General features: G+C 68.8%; 20 protein-coding genes. 15 read left to right on the forward strand and 5 right to left on the reverse strand.

The genetic code is table 11. From position 1 onward, the window contains the following. Positions 1-42 precede the first annotated feature (42 nt). From IM708_RS10405 to IM708_RS10420, 4 genes are all read right to left on the reverse strand, one after another. Positions 43-672, reverse strand: coding sequence for an enoyl-CoA hydratase/isomerase family protein (locus IM708_RS10405; RefSeq protein WP_209426455.1), 630 nt, complete (start codon positions 670-672; stop codon positions 43-45). Then, positions 669-1,436, reverse strand: coding sequence for an SDR family oxidoreductase (locus IM708_RS10410; RefSeq protein WP_209426456.1), 768 nt, complete (start codon positions 1,434-1,436; stop codon positions 669-671). Before IM708_RS10410 ends, IM708_RS10405 begins: the two co-directional genes overlap by 4 nt. Before the next feature lie 527 nt (positions 1,437-1,963). Next, the gene (speB, locus tag IM708_RS10415) at positions 1,964-2,929 is read right to left on the reverse strand and encodes an agmatinase (RefSeq protein WP_209426457.1); all 966 of its coding nucleotides are present in this window, start codon (positions 2,927-2,929) and stop codon (positions 1,964-1,966) included. Between the two features lie 64 nt (positions 2,930-2,993). Then, the gene (locus IM708_RS10420; RefSeq protein WP_209426458.1) at positions 2,994-3,893 is read right to left on the reverse strand and encodes an NAD(P)-dependent oxidoreductase; all 900 of its coding nucleotides are present in this window, start codon (positions 3,891-3,893) and stop codon (positions 2,994-2,996) included. Between the two features lie 97 nt (positions 3,894-3,990). Here IM708_RS10420 and IM708_RS10425 point away from each other — a divergent pair, with 97 nt between their 5' ends. From IM708_RS10425 to IM708_RS10435, 3 genes are all read left to right on the forward strand, one after another. Further along, complete coding sequence (locus tag IM708_RS10425; protein ID WP_209426459.1) at positions 3,991-5,307, forward strand: FAD-binding oxidoreductase; 1,317 nt, start codon at positions 3,991-3,993, stop codon at positions 5,305-5,307. A 62-nt stretch (positions 5,308-5,369) separates the two neighbouring features. Then, the gene (gene surE / locus IM708_RS10430; protein ID WP_209426460.1) at positions 5,370-6,155 is read left to right on the forward strand and encodes a 5'/3'-nucleotidase SurE; all 786 of its coding nucleotides are present in this window, start codon (positions 5,370-5,372) and stop codon (positions 6,153-6,155) included. Beyond that, on the forward strand, positions 6,152-6,817 hold the full coding sequence (locus IM708_RS10435) for a protein-L-isoaspartate(D-aspartate) O-methyltransferase (RefSeq protein WP_209426461.1): 666 nt from the start codon (positions 6,152-6,154) through the stop codon (positions 6,815-6,817). The genes surE and IM708_RS10435 overlap by 4 nt, the downstream gene beginning before the upstream one ends. Before the next feature lie 147 nt (positions 6,818-6,964). Here IM708_RS10435 and IM708_RS10440 read toward each other — a convergent pair whose 3' ends face one another. Beyond that, positions 6,965-7,405, reverse strand: a complete 441-nt coding sequence (locus tag IM708_RS10440) for a YHS domain-containing (seleno)protein (protein ID WP_209426462.1) — start codon at positions 7,403-7,405, stop codon at positions 6,965-6,967. A 151-nt stretch (positions 7,406-7,556) separates the two neighbouring features. On the opposite strand from IM708_RS10440, the gene ettA reads away from it, so the two are divergent. The 12 genes from ettA to IM708_RS10500 all read left to right on the forward strand — a co-directional run bounded on the left by ettA (position 7,557) and on the right by IM708_RS10500 (position 22,268). Continuing rightward, positions 7,557-9,212 (forward strand): energy-dependent translational throttle protein EttA, encoded by a 1,656-nt coding sequence (gene ettA, locus IM708_RS10445; protein WP_209426463.1) that lies wholly within the window; start codon positions 7,557-7,559, stop codon positions 9,210-9,212. A gap of 341 nt (positions 9,213-9,553) precedes the next feature. After that, complete coding sequence (locus IM708_RS10450) at positions 9,554-11,575, forward strand: hypothetical protein (protein ID WP_209426464.1); 2,022 nt, start codon at positions 9,554-9,556, stop codon at positions 11,573-11,575. Further along, complete coding sequence (locus tag IM708_RS10455; RefSeq protein ID WP_209426465.1) at positions 11,572-11,964, forward strand: YbgC/FadM family acyl-CoA thioesterase; 393 nt, start codon at positions 11,572-11,574, stop codon at positions 11,962-11,964. Before IM708_RS10450 ends, IM708_RS10455 begins: the two co-directional genes overlap by 4 nt. Positions 11,965-12,135: 171 nt before the next feature. After that, the gene (gene tolQ, locus IM708_RS10460; protein ID WP_209426491.1) at positions 12,136-12,831 is read left to right on the forward strand and encodes a protein TolQ; all 696 of its coding nucleotides are present in this window, start codon (positions 12,136-12,138) and stop codon (positions 12,829-12,831) included. Position 12,832: 1 nt separating this feature from the next. After that, a complete protein-coding gene (gene tolR, locus IM708_RS10465; RefSeq protein WP_209426466.1) occupies positions 12,833-13,309 on the forward strand; it encodes a protein TolR in 477 nt (158 codons plus the stop codon). 10 nt (positions 13,310-13,319) lie between these two features. Beyond that, positions 13,320-14,492: an energy transducer TonB gene (locus tag IM708_RS10470; RefSeq protein WP_209426467.1), complete on the forward strand. Its 1,173-nt coding sequence runs from the start codon at positions 13,320-13,322 to the stop codon at positions 14,490-14,492. Between the two features lie 68 nt (positions 14,493-14,560). Further along, positions 14,561-15,823: a Tol-Pal system beta propeller repeat protein TolB gene (tolB, locus tag IM708_RS10475; RefSeq protein ID WP_245243117.1), complete on the forward strand. Its 1,263-nt coding sequence runs from the start codon at positions 14,561-14,563 to the stop codon at positions 15,821-15,823. A 77-nt stretch (positions 15,824-15,900) separates the two neighbouring features. Further along, a complete protein-coding gene (pal, locus tag IM708_RS10480; RefSeq protein WP_209426468.1) occupies positions 15,901-16,410 on the forward strand; it encodes a peptidoglycan-associated lipoprotein Pal in 510 nt (169 codons plus the stop codon). Beyond that, complete coding sequence (tilS, locus tag IM708_RS21570; protein ID WP_280860280.1) at positions 16,410-17,687, forward strand: tRNA lysidine(34) synthetase TilS; 1,278 nt, start codon at positions 16,410-16,412, stop codon at positions 17,685-17,687. The genes pal and tilS overlap by 1 nt, the downstream gene beginning before the upstream one ends. A 64-nt stretch (positions 17,688-17,751) precedes the next feature. Further along, on the forward strand, positions 17,752-19,671 hold the full coding sequence (gene ftsH / locus IM708_RS10490) for an ATP-dependent zinc metalloprotease FtsH (protein WP_209426469.1): 1,920 nt from the start codon (positions 17,752-17,754) through the stop codon (positions 19,669-19,671). After that, positions 19,668-20,456 carry a methyltransferase gene (locus tag IM708_RS10495; RefSeq protein WP_209426470.1) on the forward strand — a complete coding sequence of 263 codons (789 nt, stop codon included), beginning with the start codon at positions 19,668-19,670 and terminating at the stop codon, positions 20,454-20,456. The genes ftsH and IM708_RS10495 overlap by 4 nt, the downstream gene beginning before the upstream one ends. 135 nt (positions 20,457-20,591) lie before the next feature. After that, positions 20,592-22,268, forward strand: a complete 1,677-nt coding sequence (locus IM708_RS10500) for a formate--tetrahydrofolate ligase (protein WP_209426471.1) — start codon at positions 20,592-20,594, stop codon at positions 22,266-22,268. The last annotated feature ends 33 nt before the right edge of the window (positions 22,269-22,301 follow it).

Consider the following 22,301-nt stretch of genomic DNA (forward strand, 5'->3'; position numbering starts at 1 on the left):
TCCTAGCGCCCGGCGGTGGCGAACGAAAGCGCCATCGGCGCCTCAGCCCTGCGACCAGATCCGCGGGATCATCGCCTTGATCCGCCCCACATGCCCCTCGGGCGCGGTGAGCGCATCCTCGGTCAGCGCCCGCGCGGCGGCGGGCAGATCCTCGGCCGGGCACAGCCGGTCGACCAGCCCCCAGGCGAGCGCCTCCTCGGCGGCGATCTTCGCGCCGCCCATCAGCAGAACCCGCGCCCGCCCCGGCCCGACCAGCGCCGCCAGCCGCGCCGGGTCCGAGGGCTGCGGCAGATAGCCCAGCTTCATCACCGGGTAGAAGAACCGCGCGCCCGGCACCGCCAGCCGGATGTCGCAGGCCAGCGCCATCCCGAAGGCGCCGCCGGCCAGCGTGCCGTTCAGCGCGGCGATGGTCAGGCAGGGCAGCGCGGCGATCCGGGCCGACAGCGCCTCCCAGGCCGGGTCGGTCGCCAGCCCCGCCCGCGCCTCGTCGAGGTCCGCCCCGGCGCTGAAGACGCCCCCCGCCCCGGTCAGGATCACCGCCCGCGCCCGGCCTTCGGCCGCCTCCAGATGCTCCAGCAGCGCGCCCAGCATGGCGCGGGTCAGCGAATTGGCCTTCTCGGGCCGGTCGATGGTCAGGGTCCAGACCGCGCCGTCGACCGCCCGCCGGATCATCCGGGCAGCCCCAGCCGCTGCCGGATCGACGCCTCGCGCAGCGACACCTCGGCGCCGCGCCAGTCGTCGGCGTCCGCGCTGCACATCCACAACAGCGCCCGCGCCGGCCATTCGGGCGGCACATGCATCGACCAGTCGAGCTGGCTCACCGGATTGACGCCCGACGCCCGGATCGCCGCCTGCATCCCGGTCGCCACCGTGCCGGGCGACAGGCTGAGCACGCGCACCACGTCGCCCGCCTCCAGATGCGCCGCGCGCGTCAGCATCATCGCCCCGGCCTTCGACGCGCAGTAGCCGCTCCAACCCTCCAGCGGGTTGTAGGCCGCACCCGACCCGACGGTCAGGATCGTCCCGCCGCCGGCCGCGCGCATCACCGGCAGCGCCGCGCGCATGCCGTAGAAGACGCCGTTCAGGTTGACGTCGATCTGTCGCGCCCAGGCGGCGGGGTCGGCCTCCTCGATCCGCACGATCGGGTCGATGGTGCCGGCGTTGTTGATCAGCACATCAAGCCCGCCGTGACGCGCCACCATCGCCTTGACTGCCGCGTCGACCGCGCCGGCCTCGGACACGTCGCAGACCAGCAGTTCGGCGCCGGTTTCCTCGGCCACCGCCTCCAACTCCCGGCTCGGCCGGCCGGCGAGACCCAGCTTCGCGCCCTTGTCGGCGAATAGCCGCGCCGCCGCCGCGCCGATCCCCTTGCTGGCCCCGGTGATCAGCACCGCCTTGCCCGCCACCGCGCCTTCCCACTCCGTCTGCGTCGCCATCCCGGCCTCCCGTTATCCCTGCGCCCAGACCTAGCCCCGCGTCCCGCCAAAGACCAGACACGCCGCCGACGTCAACCGCCCGAATTCGGCGCCCGGGGGCAAGGCCGCCGACGCGCACGCTATTCCCCGACCGCAGGAACGTGCCCCGGATGTTCTCCCGCCCCTCGTCAGGCTGTGCGCGTTCCGCGCACGAACCTTCCTCGCGTTGGGCCGGGCGCCGCGCGCTACGCGCGCGGCGAAAAGAGGCTCCGCCGCCAATGGTGGGCCGCCCCTACCGCCATCCGGCATTTTTCTGTCCGAAAATATCCCGGGGGGTGAATTGGCGCAGCCAAGAGGGGGGCAGCGCCCCCCTTCCGCGCCCCGGCAATGTCCCGAAACCCGCGGGCGCAATCCCTGCCAAATCCCTGCCGCAGCGTTCGGAACTGCCATACGTTTGCCATACGCTTGCCAGCCGCTTGCCATACGCCCGCCAGCACCCTGCCGGCGGCCGGAATGCGGCCGGAACGGCACCGTCCCAACCCCCGCGCTCACCCCCCGCGACGGGTCCAGCCGTAGATGCAAAGCAGCTCCATCGCCACATGCGCCCCGGCGATCGCGGTCACCCCGGTGGTGTCATAGGGCGGCGACACCTCGACGACATCGCCCCCCTTCAGGTCGATCCCGGCCAGCCCGCGCAGGATCGCCGCCGCCTGCCAGCTGGCCAGCCCCCCCCAGACCGGCGTGCCGGTTCCTGGTGCGAAGGCCGGGTCCAATGCATCGATATCGAAGGTGATGTAGCAGGGCCCGTCCCCCACGATCTCGCGGATGCGCGCCGCCACCGCCTCGGGGCCGGCGCGGTGAACCTCGGGCGCGTCGATGACGTTGAAGCCCAGGTAATCATCACATTCCGTCCGGATACCGACCTGGACCGAATGCGCCGCATCGACATGGCCCTGCTTCACCGCCTTGTACATCATCGTGCCGTGGTCGATCCGCGTCAGGTCGTCGTCGGCCCAGAGGTCGGAATGCGCGTCGAACTGGATCACGCGCATCGCCCCGTGCCGCTCGGCATGGGCCTGCAACACTGGCAACGTCAGGTAATGATCGCCGCCCAGCATCAGCATGCCCGCGCCGCTCTGCAGGATCGTCGCCGCATGCGCGTGCAGCGCGGCCGGAAAATCCGCGACGCGCGCGTAATCGAAGGCCAGATCGCCGTAATCCACCACATCCAGTTCTGAAAGCGGGTCATATCCCCAGCCATAGGGCGGATCGAAGGGTTGCAGACAGGACGCCTCGCGGATCGCCCGCGGCCCGAAGCGCGTGCCGGGCCGATGCGTGACCGCCTGGTCGAACGGGACCCCGGTGACCGCCAGATCCACCCCGGCCAGGTCCTTGGTATAGCGCCGCCGCAAAAAACTGACCGCGCCGCCGAAGGCATTCTCATGCGCCAGCCCGCGGCGGTCCTTGCGCGTGAAGGCCAGATCGACCTGCGTTCCTGCATCTTCCAGCGCCATCCGGCGTCTCCTTCACTCTGAACGGGACGGGATATGGTCAAATCCCGGGTCGGGTGCAACCGAGCTATTCCAGCCGCGCCGGAAAACCCGGGGCACGCAGATCGGTGCCCAGCAGATCCTCCATCAGCTTGACGATCTGCGTCGACTGCGCCTGCCCGCCATAGGCCGCGCGCCCGCGGCGGAAGGTCTGCTCGGTCAGCGCCGCCAGATCCAGCGGCACCTCGAACTCGCGGGCGAATTCCATCGCGAAGCGCAGGTCCTTCAGCGCCAGGTCCATCGTGAATCCGACGTCGTAGCTGCCGTTGAGGATCAGCTGCCCCTCGGTCTCATGCACGAAACTCGTCCCCGAAGACGCCGCGATCGCCTGCCAGGCCCGCCCCAGATCCAGCCCGCCGCGGCGCGCCAGCATCAGCGCCTCGCCGCAGGACAGAAGGTGGATGAAGGCCAGCATGTTGGTGATCACCTTGATCAGCGACGCAGACCCCATCGGCCCCATCTCGATCACCTGCCCGCCCATCGCCTCAAGGGCCGGGCGGTGGCGCGCGATCAGCGCCTCATTGCCGCCGACCAGCACGGTGATCTCGCCCCGCGCGGCCAGATGAACGCCGCCGGTGACCGGCGCCTCCAGCACGCCCAGCCCCGCCGCCTGCGCACGCGCCGCCAGCGCCATCAACTCCGCCCGGCCCAGGGTCGACATCTCGATCCAGTCCATGCCGGGCCGCACCGCCGGCAGCACCGCGTCCAGCACCGCGGCAGAGGCCTCGGGCGACGGCAGGCAGGTGATCACCGCGTCGACCCCGGCGGCCAGCGCCGCGGGGCTCTCGGCCCAGCGGGCGCCCTGCGCCTCTAGCCCGGCGCGCGCCGTTTCCGCCCGGTCGTGCACCAGGGGCGCAAACCCCGCGCGCGCCAGCGACCCCGCCAGCGCCGCCCCCAGATTGCCCAGCCCGATCACCCCGTAATTCATCGCCGCCTTCCTTTGCGTCCCGCCTTCATTGCGCGCCGGCAGGCTTGCACCTATCAAATCCGAAAGGAAGCGAAATTCCCAACCGACGGAGCCGCGCATGGCACGCCTCTACGATGCTTCCGCCTTTGACGCCGCGGTCTGGACCGGCAGCCACTGGGCAGCCACGGCCCCGCCGCTTGCCCCCTTCGACCCGCTGCCCGGTGACGCGCGCGCGGACGTCGCCATCGTGGGCGCAGGCTACGCGGGCCTGAACGCCGCGCTCGAACTGGCCGAACGGCACAACGTGGCCGTGACGGTGCTGGAGGCCGCGCAGCCCGTCTGGGGCGCATCCGGGCGCAACGGCGGCTTTGCCTGCAAGGGCGGCGCCCCGCTGTCCGAGCCGGCGATGCGCCGCCACCACGGCGCGGAGGCCGCGCAGGAATGGGCGGCCTTCGAACGCGACGCGGTCGACCGGGTGCGTGACAACCTCAACCGCTACGCCATCGACGCCGATCCGGGGCCGGAGGGCGAGCTTTGCCTCGCCCATTCCGCCCGTGCCGCGCGGCGCCTGACGGCCGAGGCCGGGCCGGGCGACGAATGGCTGCCCCCCGAAGCGCTTCAGGAACGCGGGCTGCACGCCGCAGGGTCGCACGGCGGCCTCTTCCGCCCCCTCGGCTTCCCGATCCACCCGCTGAACTACGCCCGCGGCCTGGCGCGGGCGGCCCATTCGGCCGGCGCTCGCATCCACGGCGACAGCGCGGTCACCGCGCTCTCAAGGGACGGCAGCGACTGGGTTCTCCAGACCGTCCGCGGCCGACTGACCGCGCCGCGCGTCCTGATCGCGACGAACGGCTACAGCGACGAGGCGCTGACCCCCTTTCTCGGCGGCCGCATCCTGCCCGTGCTCTCGGCGATCCTCGTCACCCGCCCCCTGAGCGCGAAGGAACTGGCCGCGCAGGGCTGGACCAGCCGGATCATGGCCTATGACAGCCGCCGGCTGCTGCATTACTTCCGGCTTCTGCCCTGCGGGCGGTTCCTGTTCGGCGGTCGCGGGGGCACCTCCGCCGCGCCCGCGGCGCTGGCGGCCTTCCACACCCCGCTGCGCGCCGAGATGGAGGCGATGTTTCCCGGCTTCGCCGCCGCCGGGACCGAGCAGTACTGGTCGGGCCTCGTCTGCCTTACCGGCAGTGGCACGCCGTTCTGCGGCGAAGTCCCCGGCGCGCCGGGGCTTTTCGCCACCCTCGGCTGGCACGGCAACGGCGTCGCGGCCGCATCCGAAGGGGGCCGCCGGATTGCCGCCGCGCTGGTCGGCGGCGAAAACCGCGCGCCGGCCGTCACGCGGACCCCGCCGCGGCGGTTTCCCCTGCCCGCCCTGCGCCGTCCCGCGCTGCGCGCCGGCATGGCGCTGGCGCGCCTTCTGGACCGACTGGGCTGAGCCCGCCCTTGCCGCCTGAGGCCGGCTGCACTAAGCATTCCCCATCCGATCGAGGGGAAGACATGCGCATTCTGGTCACCAACGACGACGGCATCAACGCGCCCGGGCTGAAGGTGCTCGAGGAAATCGCCGCCGAAATCGCGGGGCCGAAGGGCGAGGTCTGGGTGGTCGCGCCCGCCTTCGAGCAGTCGGGCGTGGCGCACAAGATCAGCTACACGCATCCGATGATGATCGCCAAGCTCGACTCGCGGCGCTACGCCGCCGAAGGCTCGCCCGCCGATTGCGTGCTGGCCGGCTATTACGAGGTGCTTCAGGGGGCCAAGCCCGACCTCGTGCTGTCGGGCGTGAACCGGGGCAACAACTCGGCGGAAAATGCGCTTTATTCCGGCACCTTGGGCGGCGCAATGGAGGCAGCACTTCAAGGCTTGCCCGCCATCGCGCTCTCGCAATACATGGGCCCGAAGACCGAGGACATGTCCGATCCGTTCGAGCCTGCCATCGCCCACGGCACCGCGCTGGTGCGCGCGCTTCTCGACAAGGGGTTGTGGGACGCGGGCGACTACCGGCTGTTCTACAACGTCAACTTCCCACCGGTCCCCGCGACCGAGGTGAAGGGGATGAAGGTCGCCGCGCAAGGCTATAGAAAAGATACATTTTTCGGGGTCGAACCGCATATTTCGCCATCGGGTCGCAAGTTCCTGTGGATCAAGGGCGGCCCGCAGCACCTGCCCACCGCCGAAGGCACCGATGCCGCGGCCAATCTCGACGGCTGGATCTCGGTCACGCCGATGCGCGCGGACCTGACCGCGCATGACGCGCTCGACGCGCTGAGGGAGCGGCTGGAATGACCCCCGAACCCGACGACCCCGAACCCGACCGCGCCGAACGGATCATGCGTTTCATCTACACGCTGCGCTCGCGCGGGGTGACCGACCCGCGCGTGCTCAGGGCGATGGAGGCGATCGATCGCGGCGCCTTCGTGCGCGGCATCTTCGCCGAACGCGCCTACGAGGACATGCCGCTGCCCATCGCCTGCGGCCAGACGATCAGCCAGCCCACCGTCGTCGCATTGATGTCCGAGGCGCTGGAGGTCGGCGACCGCGACAAGGTGCTCGAGGTCGGCACCGGATCGGGCTATCAGGCCGCGATCCTCAGCAAGCTCGCGCGCCGCGTCTACACGGTCGAACGCCACCGCCGGCTCGTGAAGGAAGCGCGCGAGATCTTCGACAAGCTCGGCCTGTCGAACATCACGGCACTCGCCGTCGACGGCTCCTTCGGCCTGCCCGAACAGGCCCCCTTCGACCGCATCCTCGTCACCGCCGCCGCCGAGGACCCCCCCGGCCCGCTGCTTCAGCAACTGCGCATCGGCGGCATCATGGTGCTGCCTGTCGGCCAGTCGGACTCGGTGCAGAACCTGATCAAGGTCCGCCGCCTCGAAAGCGGTTTCGACTACGAGGAGTTGCGCCCGGTCCGCTTCGTGCCGCTGCTCGAAGGCATGGGTCAGGACTGACGGCCCCCTCTTGAGTGGTTGATTTCAGGTTAACAAAAAAACCGATTCCTTTTCTGCTCAAAGCGTTACGCGATTGCTCAAGCTTGAGCATCCACCCCTGTCACGGCCTGATCCGCCCGACATCGGTCATCAGACGCCCCCGCGCCCTCAGTTCGCCAGCGCCGGCCAGTTGGCATCGGCCTCGGCGATGAAGCCCGGAATGTCGCGCTCCCACCGGCGCTGGATGCGGGCGTCGAAGTTCAGGTAAAGCCGGCCGTCGACGATGCGCCAGGCGGTGGGGTCGATCGGCGCCGTGTATCCCTGCGCCACCGCCCAGGCACAGTACCCGCCGTATTGCGGCGCGAAGGCCTCGGGATCGTCCAGGAACGCCGCGCGGTTGGCCGCGCTGGCAAAGTGCCACCGCGCCCCGGCCCAATCGGCGGCATGCTCGGCCCGCCCGCGCACCGGCGCGCCTTCGGTGAAATAGGCGACCGGATCGTAGCCGCGCAACGCGACCCCCTCGTCGGTGAAGATGCTCTGCGCCCGCGCCAACGGCGGCACAAGCGTCACGGCCAGCGCGGTCAGGATAAGGCTGCGGCGGGTCGGCATGGAAATCTCCCTTCGTTGGTGACTGTCCCCGGTTCGCCGCACCACCAGACCGCGTTACGGCCGGTCGGCACACGACCGCGTGAGCGGTCCACCTTGAATCACCCGCGCCTCGGCTGTAGTCAGGGCGCAATCCCAGACATCGGAGCGATTCATGGCATCCTACCAGTACGTCTATCACATGGACGGCGTCGCCAAGACCTATCCCGGCGGCAAGAAGGTGTTCGAGAACATTCGCCTGAATTTCCTGCCCGGCGTCAAGATCGGCGTCGTCGGCGTCAACGGCTCGGGCAAGTCGACACTATTGCGCGTCATGGCCGGCCTCGACAAGGATTTCACCGGCGAGGCCTGGGCCGCCAAGGGCGCGCGCGTCGGCTACCTTCCGCAGGAGCCCGACCTCGACCCCGCGCTCGACGTGCGCGGCAACGTGATGCAGGGGGTCGCCGAAAAACAGGCCAAGCTCGAGCGCTACAACGAGCTGGCGATGAACTACTCGGACGAAACCGCCGAGGAAATGGCCCAGCTCCAGGACCAGATCGACGCCGAGAACCTCTGGGATCTGGACAGCCAGATCGACGTTGCGATGGAGGCCCTGCGCTGCCCGCCGGACGAGGCCGACGTGACCACGCTTTCCGGCGGCGAAAAGCGCCGCGTCGCGCTCTGCAAGCTGCTGCTCGAAGCGCCCGACATGCTGCTTCTCGACGAACCCACCAACCACCTCGACGCCGAAACCATCGCCTGGCTGCAAAAGCACCTGATCGAATACACCGGCACCATCCTGATCGTCACCCACGACCGCTATTTCCTCGACGACATCACCAGCTGGATCCTGGAACTCGACCGCGGCCGCGGCATCCCCTACGAGGGTAACTATTCCGCCTGGCTGGAACAGAAGGCCAAGCGCCTGTCGCAGGAAGCGCGCGAGGACAAGGCCAAGCAGAAGACGCTGGAGAAGGAGCTGGAATGGATTCGCGCCGGCGCCCGCGCCCGCCAGGCGAAATCCAAGGCGCGCATCCAGGCCTACGAGGAACTCGCCAGCCATACCGAGCGCGAAAAGATCGGTCGCGCCCAGATCATCATCCCCAACGGCCCGCGCCTCGGCTCCAAGGTCATCGAAGTCGAGGGGTTGCGCAAGGTCTACGGCAACAACGTCCTGATCGAGGATCTGACCTTCTCGCTGCCACCGGGCGGCATCGTCGGCGTCATCGGTCCCAACGGCGCCGGCAAGACCACGCTTTTCCGCATGCTGACCGGGCAGGAGGAACCGGACAGCGGCACCATCACCTTCGGCGACACGGTGAAGCTCGCCTATGTCGACCAGTCCCGCGACGCACTCGACGCGAAGAAGACGGTGTGGGAGGAAATCTCGGACGGCCTCGACATCCTGCCCCTCGGCGATGCCGAGATGAACTCCCGCGCCTATGTCGGCGCCTTCAACTTCAAGGGCGGCGACCAGCAGAAGAAGGTGGGCCTGCTTTCGGGCGGGGAGCGCAACCGGGTGCACCTGGCGAAGCTTCTCCGCACCGGCGGCAACGTCCTGCTGCTTGACGAGCCGACCAACGATCTCGACGTCGAAACCCTGCGCGCGCTGGAGGATGCGTTGGAGGATTTTGCGGGGTGTGCGGTGATCATTTCGCATGATCGGTTCTTTCTGGACCGGCTTTGCACGCATATTCTGGCGTTCGAGGGGGACTCGAAGGTGGAGTGGTTCGAGGGGAACTTCGAGGCTTATGAGGACGACAAGATCCGGCGGTTGGGGCCGGATTCGGTCATGCCCAAGCGTGTGAAATACAAGAAGTTTTCGCGCTGACGCCAGCCGGCCCACCTTGGCTGCGGGGAGCCGGGCGAGGGGTCGGGCGGGGCGCGGCCGGCGGGCGGAATCCGGCCCGGGCGGCGGCGTTTGCGGTGCGGCGAAGGTGGGCCGGAGGCGGGCTGGCGAGGGTTCTGGCAGGCGTATGGCAAGTGGCTGGCAAGCGTATGGCAAGCGTATGGCAGTAACGAACGGTCCGGTCAGGCGCGGTTAACCGACAGGCGGTGTCCGAGTCCCTCGCCAGGCCCGTGATTTTCCGGCAGGACGACGCCGCCAAGCCCTTCGCCCGGGCCTTCGCATGGCATCTTCCCGAACCGGAGGCGGGCGGCTAGAGTCCGGCGATGCACACCCGCCGCCTGCACGACTGGAACCCCCTGCCGGCCGAGCGCAAGCTGGCCGAGCGCGTCGGCACCGGCCTGACTGCCGTAATCGGCGACGGCACCCTGCCCCCTGAGAACCCGCCCGAGGACCGCAAAATCCGCGCCAGCTTCCTGCGCGCCCTGATCTTGAATCAGATCCCCGACTGCCCGGTCCACGAGAAGGGGGTGCGGGTGGCGGGGGCGTTCGTCCAGGGGGACGGTTATGAGCAAGACGAGACCCGCGGGCTGGATCTGGAAGGATGCGATGTACCTTACAACCTCGCGCTGGTCGCCTGCCGCTTTTCCAACCTTCTGCTGCTGCGCAGCACCAGCCTACGCAATCTCTATCTCCACGGCTCCTCGCTAGGCGCCGGATTGGGCGGCGACCAACTGAAAGTGAAGGGCAGCGTATTGCTGCGTGGACTGGTGGCCCAGGGTGCAGTGCGGCTGCTGGGTGCGAAGCTAGGCGCGGACCTCGACTGTAACGGCGCGCGGCTGACAGCGGGCGCAGACGGCCACGCCCTCGCCGCAGACCGCTTGGAAGCGACGGGCGGAGTATTCTTGCGCGAATTGGTGGCGCAAGGGGCGATTCGGCTGTTGGGAGCGACGTTGGGAGGAAACCTAGATTGCAAGGGCGCCCGGCTCACGGCGGAGAAGGAAGGCAGCGCGCTGCAAGCAGACGACCTTAAAGCGCACGGGAGCGTATTCCTGCGGGAACTCGTAGCGCAGGGGGAAGTGCGGCTAGTCGGGGCGAAGCTGGGCGGAGTTGTCGACTGCGAGGGCGCGCGGCTAACAGCAGTCGCGGACGGCAACGCTCTCCAAGCCGATGAATTGGAAGCGAAAGGCATATTTCTGCGTGGCCTAATTGCGCAGGGAGCGGTGCGGTTTTCAGGGGCGAAGCTGGGTGGGAACCTAGTTTGCGATGGCGCGCGGCTAACGGCGGGAAAGAATGGCAAAGCGCTGCAAGCAGACGATCTAGATGTGAAGGGCAGCGTATTGCTGCCCGGACTGGTGGCGCAGGGTGAGGTTTGGCTTGTCGGGGCAAATGTGGGCCAAGACCTAGCCTGCACGGGCATGCGGCTGACGGCTGACGCGGGGGGGACGGCGCTGCAATTACAAAGCGCCCGCGTTGCCGGGGGATTCCTACTTCGCGATGGAACCAAAATATCAGGCGGGGTCGATTTGACCGGTGGAGAGATCGGGCTTTTCGCTGACAACCTCGCCTCATGGCCACAGCGGAAAGGAGACCTGCTCCTAGACCGTTGTCGGTACGGCGCCTTCAGCGGGCTTGGGACGCCCGTGGATGCCGCGTCCCGCATCGCTTGGCTTTCGCTTCAGGACGGACGCCGGTGGGGAGCGGACTTCTGGCCGCAGCCATGGGAGGAATGCGCGCGGGTGTTGCGCGAGATGGGGCATGGAGCAGCGGCACGTGACATCCTGATCGAGAAGGAGAAGCGGCAACGGGCTTCGCAGCGGGCGCGTGTATTGCGGGATGTCGAGAGTTACGGTTCGCCGCGCTTCGTTTGGTTCTGGATGTGGCTCTGGGACATGATCATCGCCGGAACGGTGCGTTACGGGCGGATGCCACTTCTGGCGGTGGTGTGGCTTCTGTTGCCGCTGACCCTCGGCTTCGGCGTTTTCTGGGCCGCTCAGGCGCAGGACGCGATCAAGCCGAACCTTCCGCAGATTCAGCGCGCGCCAGAGTGGATTGATTGCGCCGAAGGTGGCACGCGGGCCGCCACTCATGTCAGCCAGTCGAGTTGTTTTCTGGCACAACCGGAGGCACGCGCCTATCCCCGCTTCAACGCCCTGGTTTATTCGGCGGACACGTTGATCCCGGTCGTGTCGCTTGAAATGCAAGCGTACTGGATACCCGACGACCGCAAGCGATACGGTGCTTTCGCACGTGGATATCTTTGGGTGCACATCGCCCTCGGCTGGGCGCTTTCGCTGCTGGCGGTTGCGGGGTTCTCGGGGTTGATCAAGACGGACAACACGAAGTGACCCATCGCTTCGACACCCGGGTGTTCTACGAGGACACCGACATGGCGGGCATTGTCTATCACGCCAACTACCTGAAGTTCATCGAGCGGGCGCGCTCGGACTGGGTGGCGGGGTTGGGCATCGATCAGCGGGCGATGCTGGCGCGCGGGGAGGTCTTTGCGGTGCACCGGATCGAGGCGGCGTTCCACCTGCCGGCGCGGTTCGACGACCGGCTGGTGGTGGAGAGCCTGGCGGTGCAGGCCGGCGCGGCGCGGCTGGTGCTGGATCAGCGCGTGCTGCGCGGCGAGGCGTGCCTCTTCGACGCGCGGGTGACGCTGGTCTGCCTGGGCCCCGGGGGCCGGCCCCGGCGGTTGCCGGCGGGGCTGGCGGGGCTGGTGCCGCCGGGCTGAGGCATGGCCGGGACGGCGCGGGCCGCGGCGGGGCCGGAACGGGGGTGAGGCGCGCGGGTCACATTCGCGTGGTCATGTTGGTCTTGGCTTTGAAACGGGGTAGGATCGGCGCTAATGAGCGCGGCTTCGAGCAAGGCCGCCATGCGAGCGGGCAAAACGAACGGGCAGGACATGGATCAGCAGACCATCGCTTTGGCCAGCGACATCGACTTTTCGCTGTGGGCGCTTTTCGCGCGCGCAACCTTCACCGTTCAGGTGGTGATGATCATCCTGATCCTCGCCTCGTTCTGGTCCTGGGCGATCATCATCCAGAAGCACATCGTCTTCCGCCGGGCCAAGGGCGAATCCGAGGTCTTCGACGCGGCCTTCTGGTCGGGCGAGCCGCTGGACGAGCTTTATCAGCGCGTCGGCCCCGCGCCGGGCACGGGACCCGAGCGGGTGTTCGCCTCGGGCATGGCGGAATGGCAACGCTCCCACCGGCAGGACGGGGCGCTGATCCCGGGGGCGGCGCAGCGCATCGACCGCTCGATGGACGTGGCGATCGACCGCGAATCGCGCGAGCTGAACCGGGGGCTGACGTTCCTCGCCTCGGTCGGGTCGGCGAGCCCGTTCATCGGTCTTTTCGGCACGGTCTGGGGCATCAAGCACGCGTTCGAGGAGATCGCGCTGCAGCAGTCCACGAACCTGGCGGTGGTGGCGCCGGGCATCGCCGAGGCGCTGCTGGCGACCGGGCTGGGGCTGCTGGCGGCGATTCCGGCGACGATCTTCTACAACAAGCTGTCGGATGACAGCGACGAGATATCGTCGGGCTACGAGCAGTTCGCCGACGAGTTCGGCACGCTGCTGTCGCGCAACCTGGACGGCTGAGATGAGTGCGCAGCTGATCAAGCGGCAGGGGGGCACGGGGACGCGGCGCCGGCGCGCGCGGGCCGGTGCGCGGATGTCCGAGATCAACGTGACGCCCTTTGTCGACGTGATGCTGGTGCTGCTGATCATCTTCATGGTGGCCGCGCCGATGCTGGCCACCGGCGTGCCGATCGAGCTGCCGCGCAGCGCCGCGGGCGCGCTGCCGGGCGAGCAGGAGGAACCGCTGACGATCACGCTGGCCGGCGATGGCAGCATCCAGATCCAGTCCACCGAGGTGGCCGCCGAGGACCTGGTCCCGCAGCTGCGCGCGATCGCCGCCGAGCGGGCGGGCGACCGGGTGTTCCTGCGCGCCGACGGGGCGATCCCCTATGCGCGGGTGGTGCAGGTGATGGGCGCGCTGAATGCCGGCGGCTTTCGCAACATCGGTCTGGTGACCGAAACCGGCGGTCCCGATTTCGGCGCCGGCCGGCTGGATTGAGGGCGGCGCGATGGCGCTCCTCGAGCAGATGCACACGGGCCACAAGGCGTCGGCCGTGATGCACGGCGGGTTGATCCTGTGGGTGGCGGTGTTCGGGCTGATCAGCGCGCCCAGCCGCGACCGCAGCCCGCCGGTCGCCGACGTGGCGCTGCTGTCGGCCGAGGAATTCGCCGCGCTGAGCGCGCCGCGGGCGCCGGCCCCCGACGCCGCCACGCCCGCGCCGGAACCCGCGCCCGCGCCGCCCCCGGCAGCGGAAGCGCCGATCGCCGCACCGCCCCCCGCCGCCCCGCCGCCGTCGCCCCCCGCCGAGACCGGCGAGGAGACACCGCCGCAGGCCGCCGTGCGCGCGCCCGAGCCGACGCCGGACGCAAGCCTGCGCCCGGTCCAGCGCCCGGCCGAGCGCGTGGCGCCCGAGGCCGCGCCCGCACCGGACCCCGAGACCCAGGTCGGACCGCGCGACCAGGCCGCGCTGGTCCCCGACCCCGAGGCCGCACCCAGCGAGGCCCCGCCCGCGCAGGACGCGACCGCGCCCGAGGCGGCGGCGACCGAGACCGTGACCGAGGCGACCGAGATCGACGAGGAGGCCGCGCCGCAGCGCACCGCCACCGCGCCCGAGGTCAGCCTGCGCCCGCTGCGCCGCCCGGCCCGACCGACGCCCGCCCCGCCCCCGCCGCAGGAGACCGAGATCGCGCGCGCCACGCCGCCGGCCGAGACGCCCACGCCGGACCCGGCCCCACCCCAGCCGCAACCCGAGCCCACACCGCAACCCGAACCCGAGCCGCAGCCCGAGAGCACCGGCCCCAGCGGCGATGCGGTGATGGACGCGCTGAGTCAGGCGCTGGCGGGTGGCGGCAGCACCTCGGGGATGACGGCCGGCGATATCGAAGGCCTGCGCCTTGATATCGAACGTTGCTGGAACGTTGGGCTGCTGTCGCTGGACGCCCAGCAGTCGATTGTGACCATCGGGTTCGAAATGACGCCGGATGCGCGCCCAATCGAGAACTCGATCCAACTGGTCGATGCCGAGGGCGGCAGCGTCGCGGGACAGCGTCAGGCCTTCGACACTGGACGGCGCGCCATCATCGAATGCGGCGTCAACGGCTATGGATTGCCCAGTGCCCTCTACGATCAATGGCGCGAGATCGAGATCACCTTCAACCCAGCGAGGATGAGTAACCGATGATGGACCTGACCCGCCCCCCCCTTGCCGCCGGGCTTCTGGCACTCGTCGCGCTTGCGCTTTCTCCGGCGATGGCCCCGGCGCAGTCCGGCCCGCTGCGCATCGAGGTGACCGAGGGCGTGATCGCCCCCGTGCCCTATGCGATCCCCGATTTCGTGGCCGAGAACGCCCCGGCGGATCAATACGCCGCCGGGATCGCGCGGGTCGTGGCCAGCAACCTGTCCGGCACGGGCCTTCTGCGCGAGATCGGACGCGAGGCGCATGTCGGGCGGATCACCAGCTTCGACAGCCCGGTGCAGTTTTCCGACTGGCGGGCGATCAACGCGCAGGCGCTGATCACCGGTGCAGCGCGGCTGGACGGGGAGCAGTTGCGCGTGAAGTTCCGCCTCTTCGACGTTGTGTCCGGCCAGCAAATGGGCGACGGGCTGCAGCTGGACGGCACTACCGGCAACTGGCGCCGCATGGCGCATCGGGTGTCGGACGCGATCTATACCCGGCTGACCGGCGAGGGCGGATATTTCGACAGCCGCGTGGTCTTCGTCGCAGAATCCGGCCCGCGCGAGAACCGGCGCAAGCAACTGGCGATCATGGACCAGGACGGCGAGAACGTGCAGTACCTGACCGACGGCGCCGCGCTGGTGCTGGCGCCGCGCTTTTCGCCGCGCGGTGAACGGCTGCTCTATACGTCCTACGAGAGCGGCCAGCCGCGCGTGATCCTGATGGATCTGGCCAGCCGCAGCCGGCAGATGCTGGCCGACCAGCCCGGCACGATGACCTTTGCGCCGCGCTTTTCGCCCGACGGGCAATCGGTGATCTTTTCGCTTTCAGTCGGGGGGACGACGGACCTCTATGCGCTCAACCTGAACTCGGGGCAGCGGGTCCAGCTGACGAATACCAGCGCGATCGACACCGCGCCCAGCTTCGCACCGGATGGTGGCCGCATCGTCTTCGAAAGCGACCGCTCGGGCACCTCGCAGCTTTACGTCATGCCGGTCGGTGGCGGCGAGGCGCAGCGGATCAGCTACGGCGAGGGCCGCTACTCGACCCCCGTCTGGTCGCCCCGCGGCGATCTGATCGCCTTCACCAAGAGCCACGACGGCCGGTTCCATATCGGTGTCATGCGCACGGACGGATCGAACGAGCGGCTGCTGACCGCGTCCTACCTGGACGAGGGGCCGACCTGGGCGCCGAACGGGCGGGTGATCATGTTCATGCGCGAGGCAGCCGGCGGCGATCCGCAGATCTTCTCGGTCGATATCTCGGGGCGGAACCTGCGCCGGATCCCGACACCGGGCCCGGCCTCGGACCCGGCATGGTCACCGCTTCTGCCCTGATGCGAATCAGGCGATTCCCCCAAGTTCCGTCATCTGCTATATCTGCCCCCGAGGCAGGCACACAAAAGGACAGTTCAATGAACCTGACGACCAAGGCCCTGATCGTGACCGCAGCGCTGGCGCTGGCGGCGTGTCAGAACCCGCGCGCGGGCATGCAGGCCGGCATGGACGCCGATGGCGGCCGCCCCATGGGCATCGCGATCACCGAGCTCGGCGATCCCAACGATCCCGGCTCGGTCGCGCATTTCAACCAGCGCGTCGGCGACCGCGTCTTCTTCGAGACCGACCAGAGCACGCTGACCGCAACCGCGCAGGACACGTTGCGCCGGCAGGCCGCCTGGCTGAACCAGAACCCGCAATACGCGATCATGGTCGAGGGTCACGCCGACGAGCGCGGCACCCGCGAATACAACGTCGCCCTCGGCGCCCGGCGCGCCAACGCCGTCGAGAACTTCCTGGTCCAGCAGGGCGTGATGGCGAGCCGTCTGCGCACCACGAGCTTCGGCAAGGAACGCCCGGTCGAGGCCTGCCCGGAAGCGCGCTGCTGGAACCAGAACCGCCGCGCGGTGACCGTGCTCGCCCGCTGATGACCGCACCGCCCGGCGCCGCCGAGGCCGCGCTCGACCGGATGTTCGCCGGGATGGGGCGCGGTGCGGGGCTGGGCCTGGCGGTTTCGGGCGGTGGCGATTCCATGGCGCTGCTGGCGCTGGCGGCCGAAAGGGCGCCGGCGGACGTGTCGCTGAGAGCGGTCAGCGTCGATCATGGCTTGCGCCCCGAGGCGCGGGACGAGTTGCGGCTGGTCGCGGACCTTGCCGCGCGGCTAGGACTGCCGCATGCGGTGGTGCACTGGTCGGAAGCAGCGCGCGGCAACCTGCAGGCGGCGGCGCGGGAGGCACGCTACCGCCTGATCGCGAACTGGGCGCGCGACTGCGGCGTGGGTTCGGTGGCCCTGGCCCACACGATGGACGACCAGGCCGAGACTATCCTTCTGAGGCTTGCGCGCGGATCCGGAGTCGACGGGCTGGCGGGCATGGTGGCGTCGCGCGAGGCGATGGGCCTCCGCTGGCTGCGCCCGTTCCTGGGGGTCGCGCGCACCGACCTGCGCGCCGCGCTGTCAGCGCGCGGGATCGACTGGGCCGAGGACCCGTCGAACAGCGATCCGCGCTTTCATCGCGTGCGCGCCCGGCAAGCGCTGGCGGCGCTGGCGCCGCTGGGGATCGATGCCGCGGGACTGGCGGCGACCGCGGGGCGGATGCAACGTGCGCGCGACGCGCTGGAGGCGCAGACCTGGCAGGCGCTGGCCGAGCACGCCCGCGACGATCTCGGCACGGTGATCGTGGATCGCACGGCCCTCGCACTCGGCCCCGAAATCCGCGACCGGTTGTTCGCGCATCTGCTGATGGAACTGACCGGCGCGCCGCATCGCCCGCGACTGGCCGCCCTGCAGCGCTGGATCGACAGCGCCACCGCCCGGGGCGGCACGCTGGCGGGTCTGCGCCTGCACCCCGAGGCGGCGGGCCTGCGCCTTTACCGCGAGGCGCGCGCGGTCGCCGGGCTGCGCACGCGGGTGGGAAAGACTTGGGACGGCCGCTGGCGCGCGGTGCCGCCGGCGCCTGCCGGAGCGGCCGAAATCGGCGCGCTGGGGCCGGAAGGCTTGCAGCATCTGAGCCGTCAGGCGGCGGCGGGGCTGCACCCGCATTGGCGCGAAACCGGACTGTCCCGCGCCGCACTCGCGGCCCAGCCGGCGATCTGGCAGGGGGGGCGTCTTCTGGCCGCGCCGACGGCGCTGTGGCCGGCGGGCTGGGCGTTCGATGTGCGACCCGCCGCCGCGCCCGGGCCGCGGGGGCCGAATCGCATTGAATAACCCCCCCGGATGACTATCTTGACGCCTTGAATGGTCAATCGGCCGCAAGCGCGGGAGAGCCTGGGTGGGCAACGCACGAAATTTCGCCTTCTGGATCGTCCTTTTCTTCATGATGATCGTCCTGTTCAGCCTGTTCAACAACGGGCAGAACCAGCAGACGGGACGGACCATTGCCTATTCCGAGTTCCTTCAGCGCGTCGATGCCGGTGACGTGAACCGCGTCGTCATCGACGGCGAGAACCTGCGCGTGACCGACCGGCAGGGCCAGGTCTTCACGACCGTGCGCCCGGACGGCGAGAACCCGACCGAGCGGCTTCTGGCCTCGAACGTCGCGGTCGAGGCGCGGCCGCAGCAGCGCTCGGGCCTTCTGTCGGCGCTGACCGTCTGGCTGCCGTTCCTGCTGCTCATCGGCATCTGGATCTTCTTCATGAACCGGATGCAGGGCGGGGGACGCGGCGGCGCGATGGGTTTCGGCAAATCCAAGGCGAAGCTCCTGACCGAAAAGCATGGCCGCGTGACCTTCGACGATGTCGCCGGGATCGACGAGGCCAAGGACGAGCTGGAAGAGATCGTCGAGTTCCTGCGCACCCCGCAGAAATTCAGCCGGCTAGGCGGCAAGATCCCCAAGGGTGCGCTGCTGGTCGGCCCGCCGGGCACCGGTAAGACGCTGCTTGCGCGCGCCATCGCCGGCGAGGCGGGCGTGCCCTTCTTCACCATCTCGGGTTCGGATTTCGTCGAGATGTTCGTGGGTGTCGGTGCGTCCCGCGTCCGCGACATGTTCGATCAGGCGAAAAAGAACGCTCCCTGCATCGTCTTCATCGACGAAATCGATGCGGTGGGCCGATCGCGCGGCGTCGGCTACGGCGGCGGCAACGACGAGCGTGAGCAGACGCTGAACCAGCTTCTGGTCGAGATGGACGGGTTCGAGGCGAACGAGGGCATCATCATCATCGCCGCGACCAACCGCCCCGACGTGCTGGACCCCGCGCTTCTGCGCCCCGGCCGTTTCGACCGCCAGGTCCAGGTGCCGAACCCCGACATCAAGGGCCGCGAGAAGATCCTGGGCGTGCATGCCCGCAAGGTGCCGCTGGCCGCGAATGTCGATCTGCGCATCATCGCCCGCGGCACGCCCGGTTTCTCGGGTGCGGACCTTGCCAACCTGGTCAACGAAGCCGCACTCATGGCGGCGCGCCACAATCGCCGCTTCGTCACGATGGACGATTTCGAGAACGCCAAGGACAAGGTCATGATGGGCGCCGAGCGCCGGTCTATGGTCATGTCCGAAGAAGAGAAGAAGCTGACCGCCTATCACGAGGCCGGGCACGCCGTCGTCGGACTGCATGTTCCGCAACACGACCCGATCCACAAGGCGACGATCATTCCACGCGGCCGGGCTCTTGGACTGGTGCTTAGCCTGCCGGAGCGAGATCAGCTGTCGGTGACCTACACCAAGTACAAGTCCAAGATCGCCATGGCGATGGGCGGGCGCGTCGCCGAGGAACTGGTCTTCGGCCATGAAAACGTGACCTCGGGCGCGGCGTCGGACATCCAGCAGGTCAGCCGGATCGCGCGGGCGATGGTGACGCAGTTCGGGTTTTCCGAACAGCTAGGCCATATCGACTACGCCAACGAGCAGCAGAGCTACTTGGGCGCCTATCAAGGTCCGTCCAGCATCTCGCCCGACTCGCAGAAAAAGATCGACGAGGAAGTGAAGCGGATCGTCGACGAGGGCTACGCGACCGCGACGAAGGTCCTGACCGAGCACCGCGACGAACTGGAGCGGCTGGCCCAGGGGCTTCTGGAATACGAGACCCTGACCGGTCCCGAGATCGGTCGCGTGATCCGTGGCGAGCCGCTTGGACGCGACGAGGATGACCACGACGCGAATACCGGGATACCCTCGGTCGCGTCGATCCCGAAGACCAGTCGGCCGCCCAAGACGCGCGGTGATGAAGGCGGGATGGAGCCTGAACCCAGCGGATGAGTGACCGCGCTGAACACGACTGGAACCCCGGGACCTATGAAAGGTTCCGGGGTTTTCGTTTGCGTCCCGCGATGGATCTGTTGGCGCAAGTGCGCGACCTTCCCACCGGTGACATCGTGGACCTCGGCTGCGGGACGGGCGCGGCGGGGCCCGTGCTGAAGGAGCGATTTCCCGGCGTCCACCGGATCGGGCTCGACTCCAGCCCGGCAATGCTGGATCGCGCTGCGGCGACCGGCGCCTATGCCGAAATGATCCACACCGATATCGTGGACTGGAAGCCCGCGACGCCCCCCGCGTTGATATTCTCGAACGCGGTGCTGCACTGGTTGGACGATCATCGGCAGCTACTGCCGGGCTTGGCGGAAATGCTGACGACAGGCGGTGTTCTGGCGGTGCAGATGCCGCGGAATTTCGATGCCCCGTCGCACAGTTTGCTGCGCGAATGCGCCGCGCAATTGTTCCCGGATCGCTTCAAGGTCGATCCCTGCACGCCGCCCGTCCGCCCGGCACGCGACTACGTCACCCTGCTGGCGCCCTTCGGTCAGGTCGACGGCTGGGAGACCGAGTATGCGCATCGCCTGGAGCCGGTGGCACAGGGCCACCCTGTGCGCGTCTTCACCGAATCCACGGCGATGCGCCCCGTGCTCGCCCGCCTCTCGCCTGCGGAAGCCGTGACGCTGATGCGCGACTATGACGCGGCGCTCGCCAAGGCGTATCCGGCCGCGGCCGATGGGTCGGTCCTGTTTCCGTTCCGGCGCGTGTTTTTCGTTCTGCGAACGGTTTGAGCCCTCAAGACGCCAATGCGGCGCGGGCCGGTTGGCGAGTTTCGGCGCTGATCGGTCGCAAACGGATTTCACTGCGGCGGCCGGGCACCCTATGCAGGGCGGGACATCGACCCATCTTCACGAGGGAGCCGCCGGATGGCCTTCAAGACCGACATCGAGATTGCCCGCGAGGCGAAGAAACAGCCGATCCAGGTGATTGGCGATCGCTTGGGCATTCCGGCGGAGCACCTGCTTCCCTACGGCCATGACAAGGCCAAGATCAGCCAGGACTTCATTGACAGCCTGGAAGGGCGCCCGGACGGCAAGCTGATCCTGGTCACCGCGATCAACCCGACCCCTGCGGGCGAAGGCAAGACGACCACGACGGTGGGACTGGGCGACGGGCTGAATGCCATCGGCAAGAAGACGGTGATCTGTATCCGCGAGGCGAGCCTCGGGCCGAACTTCGGGATGAAGGGGGGCGCCGCCGGCGGCGGCTACGCGCAGATCGTGCCGATGGAAGAGATGAACCTGCATTTCACCGGCGACTTTCACGCGATCACGTCGGCGCACAACCTGCTGTCGGCGATGATCGACAACCATATCTACTGGGGCAACGCGCTGGAGATCGACGAGCGCCGCATCGTCTGGCGCCGGGTAATGGACATGAACGACCGCGCGCTGCGGGACATGGTCGTGGGTCTGGGCGGGGTGCCGAACGGTTTTGCGCGGCAGACCGGCTTCGACATCACCGTCGCGTCCGAGGTCATGGCGATCCTGTGCCTGTCGCGCAATCTGGCCGACCTGCAGAAGCGCCTCGGCGATATCGTCGTGGCCTACCGGCGCGACAAGTCGCCGATCTACGCGCGCGACATCAAGGCCGACGGCGCGATGACCGTGCTTCTGCGCGACGCGATGCAGCCGAACCTGGTGCAGACGCTGGAAAACAATCCCGCCCTCGTCCACGGCGGACCGTTTGCCAACATCGCGCATGGCTGCAATTCCGTCATCGCCACGCAGACGGCGCTCAAGCTGGGAGACTATGTGGTGACCGAGGCGGGCTTCGGCGCCGACCTGGGGGCCGAGAAGTTCTTCGACATCAAGTGCCGCAAGGCCGGGCTGAAGCCGGCGGCGGCAGTGATCGTGGCGACAGTGCGCGCGATGAAGATGAACGGCGGCGTGGCCAAGGCCGATCTGGGCACGCAGGACGTGGAGGCGGTCAGGAAGGGATGCCCGAACCTGGGCCGCCACGTTGCCAACGTGAAGGGGTTCGGCGTGCCGGTGGTGGTGGCGATCAACCATTTCCATTCCGACACCGAGGCCGAGATTTCGGCGGTGAAGGAGTATTGCGCGTCGCAGGGGGCCGAGGCGATCCTCTGCCGGCATTGGGCCGAGGGATCCGCGGGCGTGGCCGAACTGGCCACGCGCGTTGCCGAGATCGCCGATTCCGGCGTCTCGAGCTTTGCGCCGCTCTACGAGGACGGGATGGGCCTCTTCCAGAAGATCGAAACCATCGCCAAGCGCATCTACCACGCCGACGAGGTCATCGCGGACAAGACGATCCGCGATCAGTTGCGCACCTGGGAGGCGGCGGGCTACGGGCATCTTCCGGTCTGCATGGCGAAGACGCAGTATTCATTCTCGACCGATCCGAACCTGCGCGGCGCGCCGACCGGCCACACCGTGCCGATCCGCGAGGTGCGCCTGTCGGCGGGCGCGGGATTCGTCGTCGTGATCTGCGGGGAAATCATGACCATGCCCGGCCTGCCGAGGAGTCCGGCAGCGGAGACCATCCGGATCAACAATGCGGGCTTCGTGGAAGGGCTATTCTGACGAACGGGCGGGCCAGGAAGCACCGAAGCGGCT

The organism is Pararhodobacter sp. SW119 (assembly GCF_017811755.1).
Classification (GTDB): Bacteria; Pseudomonadota; Alphaproteobacteria; order Rhodobacterales; family Rhodobacteraceae; genus Pararhodobacter.